14 protein-coding genes are annotated in these 17546 nt (G+C 69.8%); 11 read left to right on the forward strand and 3 right to left on the reverse strand.

What is annotated here, in order from left to right; genetic code table 11:
• The first annotated feature begins 156 nt into the window (after nucleotides 1–156).
• From ptsP to MNOD_RS00540, 6 genes are all read left to right on the forward strand, one after another.
• Nucleotides 157–2418, forward strand: coding sequence for a phosphoenolpyruvate--protein phosphotransferase (gene ptsP, locus MNOD_RS00515; protein ID WP_012634397.1), 2262 nt, complete (start codon nucleotides 157–159; stop codon nucleotides 2416–2418).
• A gap of 197 nt (nucleotides 2419–2615) precedes the next feature.
• Entirely contained in the window at nucleotides 2616–3695 is a 1080-nt protein-coding gene (gene prfA, locus MNOD_RS00520; protein ID WP_012634398.1) for a peptide chain release factor 1, read from the forward strand.
• Nucleotides 3692–4591: a peptide chain release factor N(5)-glutamine methyltransferase gene (gene prmC / locus MNOD_RS00525; protein WP_012634399.1), complete on the forward strand. Its 900-nt coding sequence runs from the start codon at nucleotides 3692–3694 to the stop codon at nucleotides 4589–4591. Before prfA ends, prmC begins: the two co-directional genes overlap by 4 nt.
• A 382-nt stretch (nucleotides 4592–4973) precedes the next feature.
• The gene (locus tag MNOD_RS00530; RefSeq protein ID WP_043747775.1) at nucleotides 4974–5885 is read left to right on the forward strand and encodes a DUF4167 domain-containing protein; all 912 of its coding nucleotides are present in this window, start codon (nucleotides 4974–4976) and stop codon (nucleotides 5883–5885) included.
• Between the two features lie 52 nt (nucleotides 5886–5937).
• Entirely contained in the window at nucleotides 5938–7071 is a 1134-nt protein-coding gene (gene solA / locus MNOD_RS00535; RefSeq protein WP_012634401.1) for an N-methyl-L-tryptophan oxidase, read from the forward strand.
• Nucleotides 7072–7177: 106 nt separating this feature from the next.
• On the forward strand, nucleotides 7178–7834 hold the full coding sequence (locus tag MNOD_RS00540; protein ID WP_012634402.1) for a TetR/AcrR family transcriptional regulator: 657 nt from the start codon (nucleotides 7178–7180) through the stop codon (nucleotides 7832–7834).
• A 391-nt stretch (nucleotides 7835–8225) separates the two neighbouring features.
• On the opposite strand, the gene MNOD_RS00545 is transcribed toward MNOD_RS00540, so the two are convergent.
• A complete protein-coding gene (locus MNOD_RS00545) occupies nucleotides 8226–9560 on the reverse strand; it encodes an MFS transporter (RefSeq protein WP_012634403.1) in 1335 nt (444 codons plus the stop codon).
• A gap of 32 nt (nucleotides 9561–9592) precedes the next feature.
• Nucleotides 9593–10468 carry a shikimate dehydrogenase gene (locus MNOD_RS00550; protein WP_015926878.1) on the reverse strand — a complete coding sequence of 292 codons (876 nt, stop codon included), beginning with the start codon at nucleotides 10466–10468 and terminating at the stop codon, nucleotides 9593–9595.
• Nucleotides 10469–10871: 403 nt separating this feature from the next.
• Here MNOD_RS00550 and MNOD_RS00555 point away from each other — a divergent pair, with 403 nt between their 5' ends.
• The 5 genes from MNOD_RS00555 (at nucleotide 10872) to aroQ (ending at nucleotide 16823) form a co-directional block, all read left to right on the forward strand.
• On the forward strand, nucleotides 10872–11822 hold the full coding sequence (locus MNOD_RS00555) for a LysR family transcriptional regulator (protein ID WP_015926879.1): 951 nt from the start codon (nucleotides 10872–10874) through the stop codon (nucleotides 11820–11822).
• A gap of 127 nt (nucleotides 11823–11949) precedes the next feature.
• On the forward strand, nucleotides 11950–12840 hold the full coding sequence (locus MNOD_RS00560) for a shikimate dehydrogenase (RefSeq protein ID WP_015926880.1): 891 nt from the start codon (nucleotides 11950–11952) through the stop codon (nucleotides 12838–12840).
• A gap of 143 nt (nucleotides 12841–12983) precedes the next feature.
• Nucleotides 12984–14390, forward strand: coding sequence for an MFS transporter (locus MNOD_RS00565; protein ID WP_015926881.1), 1407 nt, complete (start codon nucleotides 12984–12986; stop codon nucleotides 14388–14390).
• Between the two features lie 100 nt (nucleotides 14391–14490).
• The gene (locus MNOD_RS00570; protein WP_015926882.1) at nucleotides 14491–16374 is read left to right on the forward strand and encodes a bifunctional sugar phosphate isomerase/epimerase/4-hydroxyphenylpyruvate dioxygenase family protein; all 1884 of its coding nucleotides are present in this window, start codon (nucleotides 14491–14493) and stop codon (nucleotides 16372–16374) included.
• 23 nt (nucleotides 16375–16397) lie between these two features.
• Nucleotides 16398–16823 carry a type II 3-dehydroquinate dehydratase gene (aroQ, locus tag MNOD_RS00575; protein WP_015926883.1) on the forward strand — a complete coding sequence of 142 codons (426 nt, stop codon included), beginning with the start codon at nucleotides 16398–16400 and terminating at the stop codon, nucleotides 16821–16823.
• A gap of 288 nt (nucleotides 16824–17111) precedes the next feature.
• On the opposite strand, the gene MNOD_RS00580 is transcribed toward aroQ, so the two are convergent.
• A complete protein-coding gene (locus MNOD_RS00580; protein ID WP_015926884.1) occupies nucleotides 17112–17525 on the reverse strand; it encodes a Ros/MucR family transcriptional regulator in 414 nt (137 codons plus the stop codon).
• Nucleotides 17526–17546 lie beyond the last annotated feature (21 nt).

Genomic DNA, 17546 nt, shown 5'->3' on the forward strand with positions numbered 1-17546 from the left:
CGACCCCGGGCCCTCCCGGGGAGACGGCGCTTGCCCGCCGGGCGCTGGACTCGCTATACGGCCCTGACGGGACCGGTCCGGTCGCACCGCTCGCGCCGGCATCTTCCGGTTGCGCTGCACCGGGCCAGGTTCGCTTTTAGGGTGGAAGTCGACACGATGCCCGCTGCGCCTGGAGGTCCGCGCCTGCTTCTGCGCCGCCTCCGTGAAGCCATGGCGGAGCCGGTCAGCGCGCAGGCGCGTCTCGACCGCATCGTCGTCATCATCGCGGCCAACATGGTCGCGGAGGTGTGTTCCGTCTACGTCCTGCGGGACGACGGGATGCTGGAGCTCTTCGCGACCGAGGGCCTCAACCGCGAGGCGGTCCATCTCACCACCATGCGCGCCGGCGAGGGCCTCGTCGGCCTGATCGCGGCCAGCGCCGAGCCCCTCTCGCTCTCCGACGCGCAGTCCCACCCGGCCTTCTCGTACCGGCCGGAAACCGGCGAGGAGATCTACCACGCCTTCCTGGGCGTGCCGCTTCTGCGGGCCGGCAACACGATGGGCGTCCTCGTCGTCCAGAACCGGACCTACCGGGTCTATTCCGAGGAGGAGATCGAGGCGCTCCAGACCACCGCCATGGTGCTGGCGGAGATGATCGCCTCGGGCGACCTGCAGGCGCTCTCGCCCGGGACGGTCAACGCCACGCGCCGATCCCTGTCCCAGAGCGGAGTCGCGCTCGCCGAGGGTGTCGGGCTCGGGCATGTGGTGCTGCACGAGCCGCGCATCGTGGTGAAGAACCTCATCGCCGAGAATGTCGAGCGGGAGGTGGGGCGGCTCGAGACCGCCATCGCGGAGGTGCGCTCCGCGATCGACGATCTCGTCGAGCGCGGCGACGTGGCCGGCGCGGGCGAGCACCGCGAGGTGCTGGAGACCGTGCGCATGTTCGCCCACGACCAGGGCTGGCTGCGCCGGATGCGCGAGGCGGTCCTGTCGGGGCTGACGGCCGAGGCGGCAGTCGAGCGGGTGCAGTCGGACAACCGCGCCCGCATGCTGCGCCAGAGCGATCCCTATCTGCGGGAGCGCCTGCACGATCTCGACGATCTCGCCAACCGTCTCCTGCGCCAGCTCGTGGGCGCGCAAGGAATGATCCCGGGCACGATGCCCGAGAACGCCATCCTGGTCGCGCGCTCCATGGGGCCGGCCGCACTCCTCGACTACGACCGCGCGCGGCTGCGCGGCGTCGTGCTGGAGGAAGGCGGCCCGACGAGCCACATCGCCATCGTGGCCCGTGCGCTCGGCATCCCGGCCGTGGGCGAGGTGGCGAACGCGACCGCGCTCGTCGAATCGGGCGACGCCATCATTGTGGATGGCGGCGCGGGCGAGGTGCAGATCCGACCGGGCCCGGAGGTCGAGGCTGCCTATGCCGAGAAGGCGCGCCTGCGCGCCCGGCGCCAGGAGCAGTACCGGGCCCTGCGCGACCTGCCCTCCGTCACCCGCGACGGGGTGGGAATCGCGCTCCAGCTCAATGCGGGCCTCCTCGTCGACCTCTCGCACCTGAACGAGACCGGCGCCGAGGGCGTCGGGCTGTTCCGCACCGAGCTCCAGTTCATGGTCGCCGAGCGCATGCCCTCGGCGGCCGAGCAGCAGAGTCTCTACGAGGCGGTCTTCGCGGCCGCGGGCGACCTGCCGGTGACGATCCGCACCCTCGACATCGGGGGCGACAAGATCCTGCCCTACATGAAGGCGCTGGAGGAGGAGAACCCGGCGCTCGGCTGGCGGGCGATCCGCATCGGCCTCGACCGGCCGGGCCTGCTGCGCATGCAGCTGCGTGCCCTCCTCAAGGCGGCGGGCGGGCGCCCGCTCAAGATCATGTTCCCGATGGTCGCGACCGTGGATGAGTTCATCCGCGCCAAGGCGATCGTCGACCGGGAGAAGGCGCATCTCGCCCGCCACGGCCGTCCCCTCCCCTCGGATTGCCGCCTCGGCGTGATGGTCGAGGTGCCCTCGCTGCTGTTCCAGATGGACGAGATCGCGGCGGCGGCGGATTTCCTCTCGGTCGGTTCGAACGACCTGATGCAGTTCCTGTTCGCGGTCGACCGCGAGAACCGGCAGGTCGCCAACCGCTTCGATCCGCTCTGCGCCGCTGCGCTTCGCGCCTTCGGGCTGATCGCCGAGCGGGCGCAGGCGGCGGGCACGCCCGTCACGGTCTGCGGCGAGATCGGCGGGCGCCCGCTCGAGGCCATGGCGCTCATCGGCCTCGGCTACCGGGCGCTCTCCATGTCCCCGGCCTCGATCGGGCCGGTCAAGGCCATGGTGTTGAGCCTCGACGCGGCGAAGATCGGCGCCTTCCTGCGGGATGAGCTCGCCAAGACGAGTGACGGCGCGTCCCTGCGGCCGGCCCTGGCCGCTTATGCGGAGGCCCATGGCATCCCGGTCTGACGGTTCGCCCCCAGGCCGCGCCCTTGGAGCCTCCGGTGGCCGCTTGCGTCCCATCCCCGCGCCGAGCGCAAGGCCATTCGCCCCTTGGCCGTCTCGTCACGCGGCGCAGACCTGCTATACGCGGTCGTTCCCGGCGTGAGGCGCGCGCGGCCGCAAGCCCGCTGTATCCGGCCCGGATCAAGCCCATATCCTCATCGATGATCGCCATACCCTCCGACCGACTCGATGCCATCCTGGCGCGGCACGACATCGTGACCGCGACTCTCAGCGCGGGCGAGGCCGATTCCGAGAGCTTCGTCCAGCTCTCGCGCGAACTCTCCGACCTCGACGACGTCGTGGCGGCGATCCGCGCCTACCGGGCCGCCGATGCGGAGCTGCGCGGCGTCGAGGCGATGCTGGAGGAGGGCGATCCCGAGATGCGGGCGCTCGCGGCCGAGGAGAAGCCCGAGGTCGAGGCCGCCCGCGACGCCGCCGCCAAGGCGCTCCAGATCCTGCTCCTGCCGAAGGATTCCGCCGACGAGAAGAGCGCCATCCTGGAGATCCGGGCCGGCACCGGCGGCGACGAGGCGGCGCTCTTCGCGGGCGACCTGTTCCGCATGTATGCCCGCTACGCCGACCTGAAGGGCTGGAAGGTCGAGGTGGTCTCGGAGAGCCCCGGCACCATGGGCGGCTACCGGGAAGTGGTGGCGGAGGTGAAGGGCCGCGGCGTCTTCGCGCGGCTGAAATTCGAGAGCGGCGCCCACCGGGTCCAGCGCGTGCCCGAGACCGAGACGCAGGGGCGCATCCACACCTCGGCGGCGACCGTGGCGGTGCTGCCGGAGGCCGAGGAGGTGGACATCCACGTCAACGAGGCCGATCTCAAGATCGACACCATGCGGGCTCAGGGCGCCGGCGGCCAGCACGTCAACAAGACGGAATCGGCCATCCGCATCACCCATATGCCGAGCGGCATCGTGGTCTTCGTCCAGGAGGAGCGCTCCCAGCACAAGAACCGCGCCCGCGCCATGGCGGTGCTGCGTGCCCGCCTCTACGAGCAGGAGCGCAGCCAGAAGGACGCGGCCCGCGCCGCCGACCGCCGCGCCCAGGTCGGCAGCGGCGACCGCTCCGAGCGCATCCGCACCTACAACTTCCCGCAGGGGCGCGTCACCGACCACCGGATCAACCTGACCCTGTACAAGCTGGAGGAGGTTCTGGCCGGGACCGCCCTCGACGAGCTCGTCGACGCGCTGGTTACCGAGCATCAGGCGGCCCTGCTCGCCGCCGAGGGACTCGGGTGAGCGAGCCTGTCCGGGCCGGCCTCAGCCGGGCCGCGGCGCAGTCTCACGCCGCCGCGTTCCTCGCCGGGCGGGGCATCGCGACGGCCATGCGCGATGCCCGGCTGCTCCTCATCGAGACGCTGAACCTGCGGAGCATCGATCTCGTCCTCGCCGGCGACCGGGAGCTGGAGGCGCGGGAGGCCGCCCGCCTCTCGGCGGCGCTCCTGCGCCGCGCGGAAGGAGAACCCGTCGCCAGGATCCTCGGAGCCTGGGAATTCTGGGGCCTGCCCTTCCGCCTCTCCCCCGCGACGCTGGTGCCCCGCCCGGACACCGAGACCGTCGTCGAGGCCGCCCTCGCCCTCGGCCTGGAGCGGACCGCGCCGATCCGCCTGCTCGATCTCGGCACGGGCTCGGGTTGCCTCCTCGTCGCGCTGCTGAGCGAGTGGCCATGCGCCACGGGCCTCGGCATCGACCGCGCGCGCGAGGCGCTCGTCACCGCCCGCGACAATGCGGACCAGAACGGCGTCGGCGCCCGCGCGTTATGGGTGCAAGGCGATTGGGCCGGGTCGCTGCGCGGGCCCTTCGATGTAATTGTCGCGAATCCGCCCTATATCGCGAGCAGGATGATCGACGGGCTCGCCGACGAAGTCCGTGTCCACGATCCCAGGATGGCCCTCGATGGCGGCTCCGATGGACTCGATGCCTACCGCGTCATCCTCGGGCAAGCCGCCGTTCTGCTGGCGCCCGGGGGGCGGCTGATTGTCGAGATCGGGTATGATCAAGAGGAGGCGCTGCGTCATCTCGCCGAGGCGGCGAGGCTTCAGGTTGTGGTTGTGCGCCGCGACCTGGCGGGGCATCCGCGTGCCGTGGTGATGGCCCGGGAGCCGGGCCGCAACCCGGATTCCTCAGGTTTCTGATGCCGTTGCGTGCGATTTCGCTTGGCTCTGCAAGCTGAACCCGCTAACGTCCCGCCGTAGATCGTGAACGGTCCGGTAGACAGCCTGGCTAAGTTTCCGAGCGCTCCTCCAGGCGCGAAACTTGGACGATCTTCCACCACCGGGCAGACCCTGAGGTACGAAGCGGTCGGGTTCGGCGGTTCGCATCTGACAAGCGCCGGGCGGCCCGGACCTGCGAGAGCCCGCGGTTGTGCAGTGCATGACGGACATCGTCGCGGGCAGGCGGACGGGACCGTCGGCCGGTCGAGGCGCCACGAGAGGGGCCGTTCGCCCGGTAGTATCCCCTTGAGTTAAGTCGAACGAGGGTCAGTCGAGACCGATGAGACCAAACCAGAACCGGCGTATGCGTGGCCGCAACCGCAACAAGGGCCCGAATCCGCTCACCAGGGCCTATGAATCGAACGGTCCCGACGTCAAGATCCGCGGCACGGCCCAGCACATCGCCGAGAAATACGCCCAGCTCGCGCGCGACGCCCAGGCGAACGGCGATCCGGTGATGGCGGAGAACTATTTCCAGCACGGCGAGCACTACCAGCGCATCATCGCCGCCGCCAACGAGCAGTACCGGCAGCAGTTCGGTGGCTTCCGCCCGTCCTTCGAGGAGGACGAGGAGGGCGAGGACGAGGCCCCGCAGACCAACGGCTACGCGGCCGGCCCGGAGAATCGCGGCGGCAACGGCTACACCCCGAACGGCTACGGCCAGGCGGAGGATTACGTCGATCCCTCGCAGCAGCCCCAGCCCTACGAGACCCGCGGCGAGCGCGACGACCGTCCGGCCCGCTTCGACCGGCAGCAGGATCGGCGGGACCGCTTCCAGAACCGCGACCGGCCCCAGCGCCAGGACCGCCAGCAAGATCGCCAGCAGGACCGGCCGGAGCGCCAGGGCGAGCCGCGCCAGGATTTCCGCGGCGAGCAGCCCCGTCAGGACGGCTACCGCGAGGGCGGCGGCCGCGGCGAGTTTCGCCGCGAGCGCCCGGAGCGGCCGCGCCGCGAGGAGTCGCGGCCCGAACTGCCCGCCGCCGAGGAGCCCGGCCTGCCGGCCTTTCTGACCAATCCGGTCCGGCCCGCCCCGGCTCCGGCGCCGGTCCCGGCCCCCGTCGAGGAGCACGCACCGGTCGCGCCGCCCGCCGAGGCCGCGGAGCCGCCGGCGCGTCCGCGGCGTCGGCGCCGCACGCGCTACGAGACCCAGGAAGGCGCTGAGGGCGGAAGCGATCTCTTCCCGCCCAAGGCTCCGGCGGACACTCCCTCGGAATGATCGGGTGAGCGGACCGGCTTCGCGGCCGGTCCGCGGGGGCGCGGATGATCCGGTGTCGCAAGTCTTCGACGTGATCGTGCTCGGTGTCGGCGGGATGGGCTCTGCCACCTGCTGGCACCTCGCCCGTCGCGGCCAGCGGGTGCTGGGGCTGGAGCGGTTCGACATCCCCCACGCCATGGGCTCGTCCCACGGGGTGAACCGCATCATCCGCCTCGCCTATTTCGAGCATCCGTCCTACGTGCCGCTGCTGCGCCGCGCCTATGCCAACTGGCGCGAGGCGGAGGTGCTGTTCGGCGAGCCGTTGCTCTTCATCACCGGCTCGGTCGATGCCGGCCCCGCGCAGAGCCGCGTCGTCGCGGGCGCCGTCGACGCGTGCCGGCTGCACGATCTCCCGCACGAGCTCCTCCCGGCGCGGGAGCTGAACGCGCGTTTCCCCGGCTATGCGCTGCCGGAGGGGCACCTCGCCCTCCTGCAGCCGGAGGGCGGCTTCGTCGCCTCCGAGCGCGCGATCGTGGCCCATGTCGCCCTGGCGCAGGGCGCGGGGGCGGAGATCCGCGCGCGGGAGCGGGCGCTCGGCTGGGAGCCGACCGCCGCCGGCGGGGTTCGGGTGCGCACGGAGCGCGGCACCTACGAGGCCGGACGGCTCGTCCTCGCGGCGGGGGCCTGGATGCAGGATTTCGTCCCGGCGCTCGCCGGGCGCGCCGTGCCGGAGCGGCAGGTTCTCGGCTGGTTCCAGCCGACGCAGCCCGCCGCCTTTGCGCTCGGCCGGTTTCCGGTCTTCAATGCCCTGTTCGACGAGGGGCATTTCTACGGCTTCCCGGTCTGGGGGCTGCCGGGCTTCAAGATCGGTCTCTACCATCATCTGCGCGAAACCGGGCCGGCCGAGACCATCGACCGGGAGGTGCATCCCCGCGACGAGGCGCTGCTGCGGCAGGCGCTGCGGCGCTACTTCCCGCAGGCCGACGGCCCGACCATGGCGCTGCGCACCTGCCTGTTCACCAACACGCCCGACGAGCATTTCGTCCTCGACACCCTGCCGGACTTATCCCAGGTGGTCGTCGCCTCGCCCTGCTCGGGCCACGGCTACAAGTTCTGCAGCGTGATCGGCGAGATCCTGGCCGATCTCGCCACGACCGGGGAGACGCGTTTCGACATCGGCCTGCACGGGCTGGCCCGTCTCGGGTGAGGATGGCGGGCGGCCAAGCGCGGGGATTCCGCCCGTGCCGCATGGACGCGCCGCTCCGGCCCCGGTACCTGTCCGGGGGATGCCAGAGGGGCGATGGGCGGCGGATATGGCGGGATCGTCGCGCGCGGAGCGCGCAGAGGGGATGCGCGGTCACGATCCGGAGCGCACCAAGGCCGATATCGTCACGGTGGCGACGGAGGAATTCGCCGAGAACGGCCTGAGCGGAGCCCGCGTCGACGCCATCGCGGAGCGCACGCGCACCTCCAAGCGCATGATCTACTACTATTTCGGCAGCAAGGAGGGGCTCTACCTTGCGGTTCTGGAGCGCGCCTATGCGGAGATCCGGGCTCTCGAGGCGGGGCTCGACCTGGAGCGCTGCGATCCCGTCGAGGGCCTGCGCCGCCTGATCGGCCAGACCTTCGATTCGGACGAGGCGCATGCCGCCTTTATCCGCCTCGTCACCATCGAGAACATCCACAAGGCCAAGCATCTCGCCGGGATGGAGTCGATCCGTCAGATCAATCGGCGGGTCATCGCCCTGATCGACGACCTTCTGGCCCGCGGGCGCGCCGACGGCCGCTTCCGGACCGACGTCGATGCCGTTGACGTCCACATGATGATCAGCGCGCTGTGCTTCTTTCGGGTGGCGAACCGGCACACCTTCGGGGCGATCTTCGATGTCGATCTTTTCGCGCCGGAGCGGCGGGCGAAACATCGGCAGCTGATCGCGGATGCGGTCGTGCGGGCGCTCGCGCCTACCTGAGGGCGGGAACCGCGCCCGCCCAAGCGCCCTCCTTAAGTCCCGCAAGCGAGTCCGCGCGGGAACCCCTCTCCCGTGCGGGAGAGGGGCAGGCGATCGAAGATCGCGCGTGAGGGTCCAGGTGGTTCAGCAAGAAGCCTGAACCGGGCCGCTGCCAGCACCACGGCTTCAGAATCATTGCGGAACGGTCCGGGGACCCTCACGTGGGATCTTCGATCCCCATACCCCTCTCCCGCACAGGAGAGGGGATCCCGCGGTTCCCGCGCCCGCTTGTCTCCGAACGGATCAACCGGAAGCCGTATCATCCCTCAAGCCAACGGCCCCGGGTTGCCCCGGGGCCGTTGCACATTCGTGTCGTCTCGATGCCGGCCCCGGCATTCCGCCGGGCGCCGCCTCAGCGGCGGCCGAGCGCGTGCAGGGGCGTCCGGTAGGTTTCCCGCGCCGTATAGACCGAGAAGGCGGAAATCAGGCAGGTCACCGTCACGAAAGCCGCCACCGGGTACCAGCCCGTCGGCCCGCTGCCCTGGATCGCAGCCGCGATGGTGGGCGCGAAGCCGCCGAGCGCGAAGCCGATCTGCGTGCCGATCGCCATGCCCGAGAGCCGGACGCGAGTGTCGAACATCTCGCCGTAGAGCGAGGGCCAGACGCCGTTGGCGGCGCTGTAGACCACGCCCGACAGCAGGACCCCGAACACGAACATCAGCGGCACGTTGCCGGTCGAGACCGCCCAGAACAGCGGCCACACGGTCACGGCCGAGCCGAGGGAGCCGGCGATGAAGACGGGCCTGCGGCCGATGCGGTCGGCGAGCTTCGCCCAGAGCGGGATCGCCGCGAGCGCCACCACATTCGCCAGGATGAGGACGAGCAGGGTCGTGGGCTGCGAGATCTTCACCTCACGCACCGCATAGGCGAGCACGTAGTTCGCGCCGATCGTGCTGACCACCGAGACGAGCGCCGCGAAGATGACCCGCAGCAGATCCGCCGATTGCGTGCGGAACAGGGTCACCACCGGCAGCGCGGCCTCCTTGTGCTGCGCCTTCTCCTCCTCGAAGACAGGCGTCTCCGGCAGGCTGCGGCGCACCCAGAAGCCCACCGCGACCACGAGGGCGCTGAGGAAGAAGGGAATGCGCCAGCCCCAGGACAGCAGCTGCTCCTCCGGCAGGGCGGTGATGGGAAGGAATACGAGATTGGCGAGGATCAGGCCGGCCTGGGTGCCGCTGAGCGTGAAGCTCGTAAAGAAGGCGCGCTGATCCGCGGGCGCGTGTTCGAGCGTCATCGAGTTGGCGCCGGCCTGCTCGCCCGCCGCCGAGATGCCCTGCATGAAGCGGGCGAGGACGAGGAGCGTCGGCGCGAGCAGCCCGGCCTGCGCATAGGTCGGCAGGCAGCCGATGATGAAGGTGGAGAAGCCCATCAGCAGGAGCGTGAAGGTGAGCACCCGCTTGCGGCCGAACCGGTCGCCGATATGGCCGAGGCCGATCGCCCCGAAGGGCCGCGCGATATAGGCGACGCCGAAAGTCGCGAAGGACAGCATCAGGGCCGCCTGCGGATTGTCCGGCGAGAAGAACAGTTTTGGGAAGATCAGCGAGGCGGCCGCCCCGTAGATGAAGAAGTCGTAGTACTCGACGGCGCTGCCGATCCAGCTCGCGAGCGCGGCCTTGCGCGGCGCCGCGGTGGCGGCAGGGGGGATGGCGGGTGCGATGGCACCGGCCTCAACGGCGTGGACGGACATGAAGTTTCCTCTCAAGCGTGGGGGGCGTCTTGTCAGGCGGCCGTCTTCGCGGCCTTGTCGCCGAGTTCGGCGAAGTGGCGCAGCATCCGCGCCGGATCGGGCTCGCGCCCAGTGAAGAGCCGGAAGGCCTCGACGGCCTGGAACACCGCCATGCCGCCGCCATCGAGAGTGCGGCAGCCGAGGCCGCGCGCGACGCGCAGCAGCTCGGTCTCGATGGGGAAATAGACGATCTCGGCGACCCAGAGCGCGGGGCGCAGCAGCTCGGCGGGCAGCGGCAGCCCCGGATGGGCCGCCATGCCGGTCGGCGTGCAATGGGCGAGGCCGTCGGCCTGCGCCATGTCGGCGGCGAGGTCGGTCGAGGCCCGGGCGCGTCCCGCGCCGAAGCGTCCGCACAGCCCCTCGGCGACCTGCTCCGCCCGGGTGGGATCCACGTCCGCAATGGCGAGATCCTGAACGCCGAGCGTCAGCAGCGCGTGCGCGACCGCGGCCCCGGCCCCGCCCGCTCCGAGCTGGACGACGCGGCCGAGCGCGGCGCCCGGCAGGTTGCGCCGGAAGCTCTCGGCGAAGCCCCACCAATCGGTGTTGTGGCCGACCCGCCTGCCCTCCCGCAGCACCACCGTGTTGACAGCCCCGAGGGCCGCCGCGTCGGGCGAGAGCGCGTCGAGATGGGGGATCACCGCCTGCTTGCAGGGATGCGTGATGTTGAGGCCGGCAAAGCCCATGCGCTCGGCGGCGGTGAGCAGCTCCGGCAGCGCCTCCGGGCCGAGGCCGAGCCGCTCCAGATCGATCGTCTGATAGAGGACGCGCAGGCCCTGGGCATCGCCCTCGTGCTCGTGCATCGGGGGAGTGCGGGAGGCCTGGATGCCGGTGCCGATGAGGCCGAGGAGGATGCGGGACGGAGCGCTCACGGCCGCCCTCCCGTCAGCGTGGCCCGGCACGGCCGGACGGTTCTCGACCCTTGATGCGTCATGGCGACCTCGGCGTTTCCTCGAATCGGGCGGCTCGCCCCTTGCTTGTCCTCGAAATTAACGAACTGGTACGTTCACGTCAATCCCGTCCCGGAACGCCGGAGCCGCCCCCCTCTCATCACGTCCGGACCGTGCAGGACCGTCGTGCTGGAGAAGACCGCTGCCCCTGGCCCGGACCGTCACCATGTCATCGGTTGCGACGCGGATGGATGATCCCACCCGGCCGAGGAGCCCTGGAGCAGGGTCCGCGGTGGAATGGATCCTGCTCTAGGTTTTTGATTTTGCCGCATTTTCTGCGACGAACCGGCATCCACTTCGTCGGAAATTGCTCTAGAGGCATCCCATGCTGACGCTACGCCAAATCGAGGTGGCCCGGGCCGTGATGGTGACGGGAACGCTGGCGGGAGCCGCCCGGCTCCTCAACGTCTCGGCGCCGGGCATCAGCCGCCTCATGAAATATACCGAGACCTCCCTCGGCATTCGGCTGTTCGACCGCCGTGGCGGCCGCATGGTGCCATCCGAGCAGGCGCGGGCCGTGTTCGAACAGATCAATGCGGTCTTCGACAAGGTCGAGGATCTCCGCTACGTCGTGGAGCGCACGCGGAGCGGCGCCGCTCAGGAACTCCTGATCGGCTCGGTGCCATCGATCTCCCACGTCATGGTGCCGCGGGCGATCGAGCGCGTTCGCGCCAAGTATCCGCAGCTCCTCATCGACATCAACATCCTGAAGATCGAGGAGGCCATCGACTATCTCCTCCTCGGCAAGGGCGAGGTTGTCGCGATGAGCTATCGCCTCGAACACCCGGCCCTGATCTTCGAGCCACTCGCGAGCGGCAACCTGTACTGCATCGTGCCGGAACATCACGCGCTCGCGGCCCATGAGTCGATCTCGGCGCGCGAGATCGTGAAGCATCCGCTCATCGGAATCGACCCGAATGATCCGTATGGGCGCATCATGTCGGACATCTTCCGCGCGCGCGATCTCGCCTACGAGATCACCATCCGGGCGCGGTTCGGCTCGACCGTCTGCTCTCTCGTGAAGGCCGGCCTCGGCATCGCCGTCATCGATCAGTTCACCATCGCCGACGGCGCCTTTCCGGGCATTCGCGTCCTGCGCATCGAGGAGCCGACCCGCTTCCAGACCTGGATCGCCCGCAAGGCCGGCAGCACGCTCAGCCTGTTTGCCGAGAGCTTCGTCAAGGACCTTCGGCAGGAGATGACGCGGCAGGCCGATATGTCCCCCAGGGCGGTGGCCCGGCGGGCTGAGCGCATTTCCGGACAAATCATAACATGATGTTACGTTCGACGCCGGAATTGGTATTCGGACAACGGGGTCAGGAGCGCTAGGAATCATGGTCGCGGGGCTCGTCCGACGCGAGCGTGCCGCAATCCGACGTCACCTTGCCCAAGGCGCCCGTCTCATGGCCCCGGTACAGCAGCAGCGCTTCCTGCTCGGATTGATCGGGTCACCGATCAAGCATTCGGCCTCGCCGGCGATGCACGAGGCGGCGGCGCGCGCCCTCGGCATGCGGGCGCATTACCAGCTCATCGACGTCGCCGGAGCGGGCCCGGCGCTGCTCCGCACGCTCCTCGACGGGCTGCGCCTGATCGGGTTCGCGGGCGCGAACGTCACCTTTCCCTACAAGGAGGCGGTGGTTCCGCTCCTCGACGATCTGTCCGAGGGCGCGCGGGCGGTGGGCGCCGTGAACACGATCGTGGTCGAGGACGGCCGTCTCGTCGGCCACAACACCGATGCCAGCGGCTTTGCCCGCGCCCTGACGCAGAGGTTCGGACCGGCTCCGCGCGGCCCCGTCGCGCTGATCGGCGCCGGCGGCGTCGGGAAGGCCATCGCGGTGGCGCTCAGCGGGTTCCCCGGGCTTGAGATCCGCCTCGTCGATCGCGATCCGGCCAAGGCCGCCTCCCTCGCCGCCGCGCTCGCACCCCGCGCGGCTTTGCGCGTCTGCGGAACGGTCGAGCAGGCGCTCGACGGTGCGGGCGGCCTCGTCAACGGGACGCCGGTCGGGATGCTGCCGAACCGCGGCAGTCCGGTTCCGCCGCACCTCCTCCGGCCCGAGATCTGGGTCGCGGACGCGGTGTATTCGCCGCTGTGGACGCCGCTCCTCCGGGAGGCGGCGCGCCTGGGCGCCCCGACCATGACCGGACGCGATCTCGCCATCCACCAGGCGGTCGACGCGTTCCGGCTGTTCACGGGCGTGGACGCACCCGAGACCGCGATGGCGCAGGCCTTCGACGCCGCGATTGCGGCCCATGCGGAGGAAGGCAGCCCCCCGCCGCCGCGGAGCGACGGATGAGCATCGCGGCGCGACGGGCCGGACGGCGGCCGGTCCGGCATCGGCGTCCGGCCTGAAGAGCGCGCCGCAGCTCCAGAAACGGGCAGGCCGATGCCCGATCGAACGAAAAAACCGCTCGGCAGAGCACAGGAGAGGAAACGACCATGAGCAACGCAGAAACGCATCCAGATTCACACAGACGGCAGCAATCCAAGAAGGCTGCAGCGAGCGGCTGGATCGGATCTGCGCTCGAATACTACGATTTCTTCATCTACGCGACGGCAGCCTCGCTAATTTTCCCGCAAATCTTCTTTCCGGCGGCCAATCCCATGGTGGCCATCGTGGCGTCGCTGGCGACCTACGGCGTCGGCTATGTCAGCCGGCCGATCGGCGCCTTCGTCCTGGGGCACTGGGGCGACACCCATGGCCGCAAGTACGTGCTGATCCTGTGCATGTTCCTGATGGGCTTCTCGACCATCGCGGTCGGCCTGCTGCCGACCTACGAGCAGGTCGGGATCCTCGCGCCGATCCTGCTCGTGGTCCTGCGGCTGATCCAGGGCTTCGCGGTGGCCGGCGAGATCTCGGGCGCGAGCTCGATGATCCTGGAGCACGCCCCGTTCGGGCGGCGCGGCTTCTACGCGAGCTTCACGCTGCAGGGCGTCCAGGCCGGCCAGATCCTTGCCGCCGCCGTGTTCCTTCCCCTCGCCCACTACATGCCGGCCGAGGCGTTCAACACCTGGGGCTGGCGCATCCCGTTCCTGCTCAGCGTCGTGGTGATCATCGCGGGCTTCATCATCCGCCGGGAGGTCGAGGAGACGCCGGCCTTCGCCGAGGAGGGGGCGCATGGCGAGATCCCGCGCTCGCCGGTCGTCGAAGCCTTCCGGACGAGCTGGGCGGACATGCTGCGGGTCGTCTGCATGGCGCTGATGAACGTCATCCCGGTCGTCGCCACCATCTTCGGCGCCGCCTACGCCGTCCAGGCCGCCTACGGCATCGGGTTCGAGAAGGACGTCTATCTGTGGATCCCGGTGCTCGGAAACATCGTTGCGGTCCTCGTCATCCCGTATGTCGGCAACCTGTCGGACCGGATCGGCCGCCGACCGCCGATCATCATCGGGGCGATCGGCTCCGGGCTGCTCTCGTTCGGCTATCTCTACGCCATCAGCATTCACAACGTGCCGCTGGCGATCGCGATGTCGCTGCTGATGTGGGGCGTGGTGTATCAGGGCTATAATGCCGTCTATCCGAGCTTCTACCCCGAACTGTTCCCCACTCGGACCCGGGTCTCGGCGATGGCGATCTCGCAGAACCTCGGAACGGCGATCACCGCCATGCTGCCGGCCCTGTTCGCCGCGGTGGCGCCCCCCGGCTCGGCCAACATCCCGCTGACGGTCGGGGCGATCACCCTGGCGATCACCGTGCTTGCCGCGCTCGCCGCCCTTTCGGCCCGGGAGACCTACCGCATCCGGATGAGCGACCTCGGACAGCCGGGTGCCGTTCCGGTCGGCAAGACGGAATACGATCGGCTGCGGGAGGAACTCGCATCGGGCGGACGGCTTGCCGGAGCGTGACGGCGCGCGGCCTGCCACGGGGACGGGCATCGCGGTCGCGCGAGAACCGCGATGCCGATTTGTGACGGCGGTCGGGCACCGCCTCGAAGGAGACACGGGAATGAGGCTTGCCATCGCGACCGTCTGCCTGAGCGGCACGCTCGGCGAGAAGCTGGAGGCGATCGCCGCCGCCGGCTTCACGCAGGTCGAGATCTTCGAGAACGACCTTCTGTCCTTCAGCGGCACGCCTCGCGACGTGCGCCGCATGGCCGAAGACCTCGGCCTCTCGGTCGCCGTCTACCAGCCGTTCCGCGATTTCGAGGGCATGCCCGAGCCGCAGCGGGCCAAGGTCTTCGCCCGCGCCGAGCGCAAGTTCGACACCATGCAGGAGCTCGGCTGCGACCTTTTGATGGTCTGCTCCAACGTCTCGCCCGACAGCCTCGGCGGCATCGACCGGGCGGCCGCGGATTTCCGGGAGCTCGGCGAGCGGGCGCAGGCGCGCGGCTTCCGCGTGGGCTACGAGGCCTTGGCCTGGGGGCGGCACGTCAATGATTACCGCGATGCCTGGGAGATCGTGCGCCGGGCCGACCATCCGGCGGTCGGCTTCGTGCTCGACAGCTTCCACGTGCTCGCCCGCGGCACCGATCTGAGTGCCATCCGGTCGATCCCGAAGGAGAAGATCGTCCTGGTGCAGATGGCCGACGCGCCGAAGCTCGCCATGGATTACCTGTCCTGGAGCCGCCACTACCGCTGCTTCCCCGGCCAGGGAGAGCTGCCGATCACCGCCTTCGCGGACGCGCTGGGGGCGACGGGCTTCGACGGCCTGATGTCGCTCGAGATCTTCAGCGACCGGTTCCGGGCCGGCTCGGCGCGCAGCGTCGCGGTCGACGGCCGCCGGTCCCTCCTCGTCATGCTCGACGACCTGCGCCGCCGCTCATCCGTGCCGAATCTCCCGGTGCTGCCGCCGCGCGCGGCTTGCGAGGGCGTCGAGTTCATCGAGTTCGCGATGGACGATGAGGCCGCCGCCTCCTTCGAGCGCATGCTCGGCGGGCTCGGCTTCGCCCGGACCGCCCGCCACCGCTCGAAATCCGTGACGCGCTGGAGCCAGGGCGGCATCAACCTCGTGGTCAACACTGAGAAGGAGGGATTCGCTCATTCCTTCCAGGTCACGCATGGCGCCTCGGTCTGCGCCGTCGCCCTGAAGGTCGACGATGCGCAGGCGGCGGTGGAGCGGGCCGTCGCGCTCCTCGACGAGCCGTTCCGGCAGGCGGTCGCACCGGGCGAGCTCGACATCCCGGCGGTGCGTGGGGTCGGGGGCAGCCTCCTCTACTTCGTCGACCGCCGCAGCGGCCTCGACCGGCTGTGGAACGTCGATTTCGAGCCGGTCGCAACGGAACCGACCGGGGATGCGGGCCTCATCGCGGTCGATCACCTCTCGCAGAGCATGCGCCACGAGGAGATGCTGACCTGGCTCCTGTTCTACACCGGGCTGTTCGACCTCGCGCAGCAGCCGGTGCAGGACGTGGTGGATCCCGGCGGCGTGGTGCAGAGCCAGGCCGTCGAGGCGCCCGGCGGGGCGTTGCGCCTCGTCCTCAACGCCTCGCAGAGCCGCCAGACGCTGTCGTCGCGCTTCCTCTCGGAAGCCTTCGGCGGAGGCGTGCAGCATGTGGCGCTCGCCACCGACGACATCTTCGCGACCGTCGAGGCGCTGCGGGCGAACGGTGTCGACCTCCTGCCGATCCCGGAGAACTACTACGACGATCTCGAAGTCCGGACCGACCTGAGCGCGGAGACGATCGCGCGGCTGCGCGCCGGCAACATCCTCTACGACCGCGACGGACAGGCCGAGTTCTTCCAGGTCTATACGCGCAGCGTGCTCGAGGGCGGGTTCTTCTTCGAGATCGTCGAACGGCGTGACTATCGCGGCTACGGGGCCATCAACGCGCCGATCCGTCTTGCGGCGCAGACCCATCTCGCGCCACATCCGGCGCTCCCCACCCGTTAGCCATCCGACTTAAGGACACGATCATGCGCGACATCCACGTCCTCAACGGCCCGAACCTGAACCTCCTCGGCATCCGGGAGCCCGGCATCTACGGCGCGCTCACCCTGGCCGATATCGAGCGGCGCCTGCGCGACCGGGCCGGCGCGCGCGCCGCTCTCACCTTCCGCCAGTCGAACCACGAGGGCGATCTCGTCACCTGGGTGCACGAGGCGGGCGCCGCGGGGGCGGGCGTGATCCTGAACGCAGGCGCCTACACGCATACGTCGGTGGCGCTGCGCGACGCCATATCGGGTGCCAAGGCGGAGGTCATCGAGGTCCACCTCTCGAACGTCCATGCCCGCGAGAGCTTCCGGCACCACTCCTATATCGCGCCGGTGGCGCGCGGCGTGATCGCGGGATTCGGGCCCCTCTCCTACGATCTCGCCCTCGAAGCGCTGCTCGCCGCCTAGATCGAAACCCACCTGCGTGGAAGCCGCCCCGTTCCTCATGCTGAGGTGCAGGCGATCGAAGATCGCGCGGGCGGCCTCGAAACACACCTGACCGCGCATCCAAGATCCGGGTGGCCGGGAGCACCGATCCGGGGTGCTTCGAGGGCCGGCTCGCGCCGGCCACCTCAGCATGAGGGCCGTTGGGGCTGCCATCGGGGGCCTTGTAGCCGGGTTCATCCGTCAGGGTCGGCGCAGCCGGTGGCGAATGATCCCAACGGCCCGATGCGTCGGCATCCTGGGCCGTTGGGATCACTCGGCGTCGTCGCCTTCGGCGCGGGAGCCGAGCTTCCGGCCGAGGCTTCCGCGCTTGGCCAGTTCGGCCCGGTGCGCCGCATAGGACGGCGCGATCATCGGATAATCGGGCGGCAGACCCCACTTCCGCCTGTATTGATCGGGCGTGAGACCCTTCGTGTGCAGATGACGGCCCAGGGTCTTATAGGGTTTTCCGTCTTCCAGGCTGACGATGTAGTCGGGCGTCACGGTCTGCTCGATCGGCACCGGCGGTTCGAGCGTCGCAGGCTGCGGTTTCTCCACCCGGTCGATGTCTTCGAGCGCCGAATGAACCGATCTAATCAGATTCGGGAGATCATCAGCCCCAATACTATTGTTCATGATGTAGAGGGACACGATATCGGCCGTGATCAACGTGAGGTCGGAGGCCATGGCCCGTGTCAGCCTGTACTT

Origin of the sequence: Methylobacterium nodulans ORS 2060, assembly GCF_000022085.1 — a bacterium.
Taxonomy (GTDB): domain Bacteria; phylum Pseudomonadota; class Alphaproteobacteria; order Rhizobiales; family Beijerinckiaceae; genus Methylobacterium; species Methylobacterium nodulans.

What these genes read in the sequence shown, in the direction of transcription:
- MNOD_RS00555 (WP_015926879.1), top strand. Translation starts at nt 10,872, where the DNA reads ATGCTGACGCTACGCCAAATCGAGGTGGCCCGGGCCGTGATGGTGACG.
- MNOD_RS00565 (WP_015926881.1), top strand. Translation starts at nt 12,984, where the DNA reads ATGAGCAACGCAGAAACGCATCCAGATTCACACAGACGGCAGCAATCC.
- MNOD_RS00560 (WP_015926880.1), top strand. Translation starts at nt 11,950, where the DNA reads ATGGCCCCGGTACAGCAGCAGCGCTTCCTGCTCGGATTGATCGGGTCA.
- ptsP (WP_012634397.1), top strand. Translation starts at nt 157, where the DNA reads ATGCCCGCTGCGCCTGGAGGTCCGCGCCTGCTTCTGCGCCGCCTCCGT.
- MNOD_RS00540 (WP_012634402.1), top strand. Translation starts at nt 7,178, where the DNA reads ATGGCGGGATCGTCGCGCGCGGAGCGCGCAGAGGGGATGCGCGGTCAC.
- MNOD_RS00570 (WP_015926882.1), top strand. Translation starts at nt 14,491, where the DNA reads ATGAGGCTTGCCATCGCGACCGTCTGCCTGAGCGGCACGCTCGGCGAG.
- MNOD_RS00530 (WP_043747775.1), top strand. Translation starts at nt 4,974, where the DNA reads ATGCGTGGCCGCAACCGCAACAAGGGCCCGAATCCGCTCACCAGGGCC.
- MNOD_RS00545 (WP_012634403.1), bottom strand. Translation starts at nt 9,560, where the DNA reads ATGTCCGTCCACGCCGTTGAGGCCGGTGCCATCGCACCCGCCATCCCC.
- aroQ (WP_015926883.1), top strand. Translation starts at nt 16,398, where the DNA reads ATGCGCGACATCCACGTCCTCAACGGCCCGAACCTGAACCTCCTCGGC.
- prfA (WP_012634398.1), top strand. Translation starts at nt 2,616, where the DNA reads ATGATCGCCATACCCTCCGACCGACTCGATGCCATCCTGGCGCGGCAC.
- MNOD_RS00580 (WP_015926884.1), bottom strand. Translation starts at nt 17,525, where the DNA reads ATGGCCTCCGACCTCACGTTGATCACGGCCGATATCGTGTCCCTCTAC.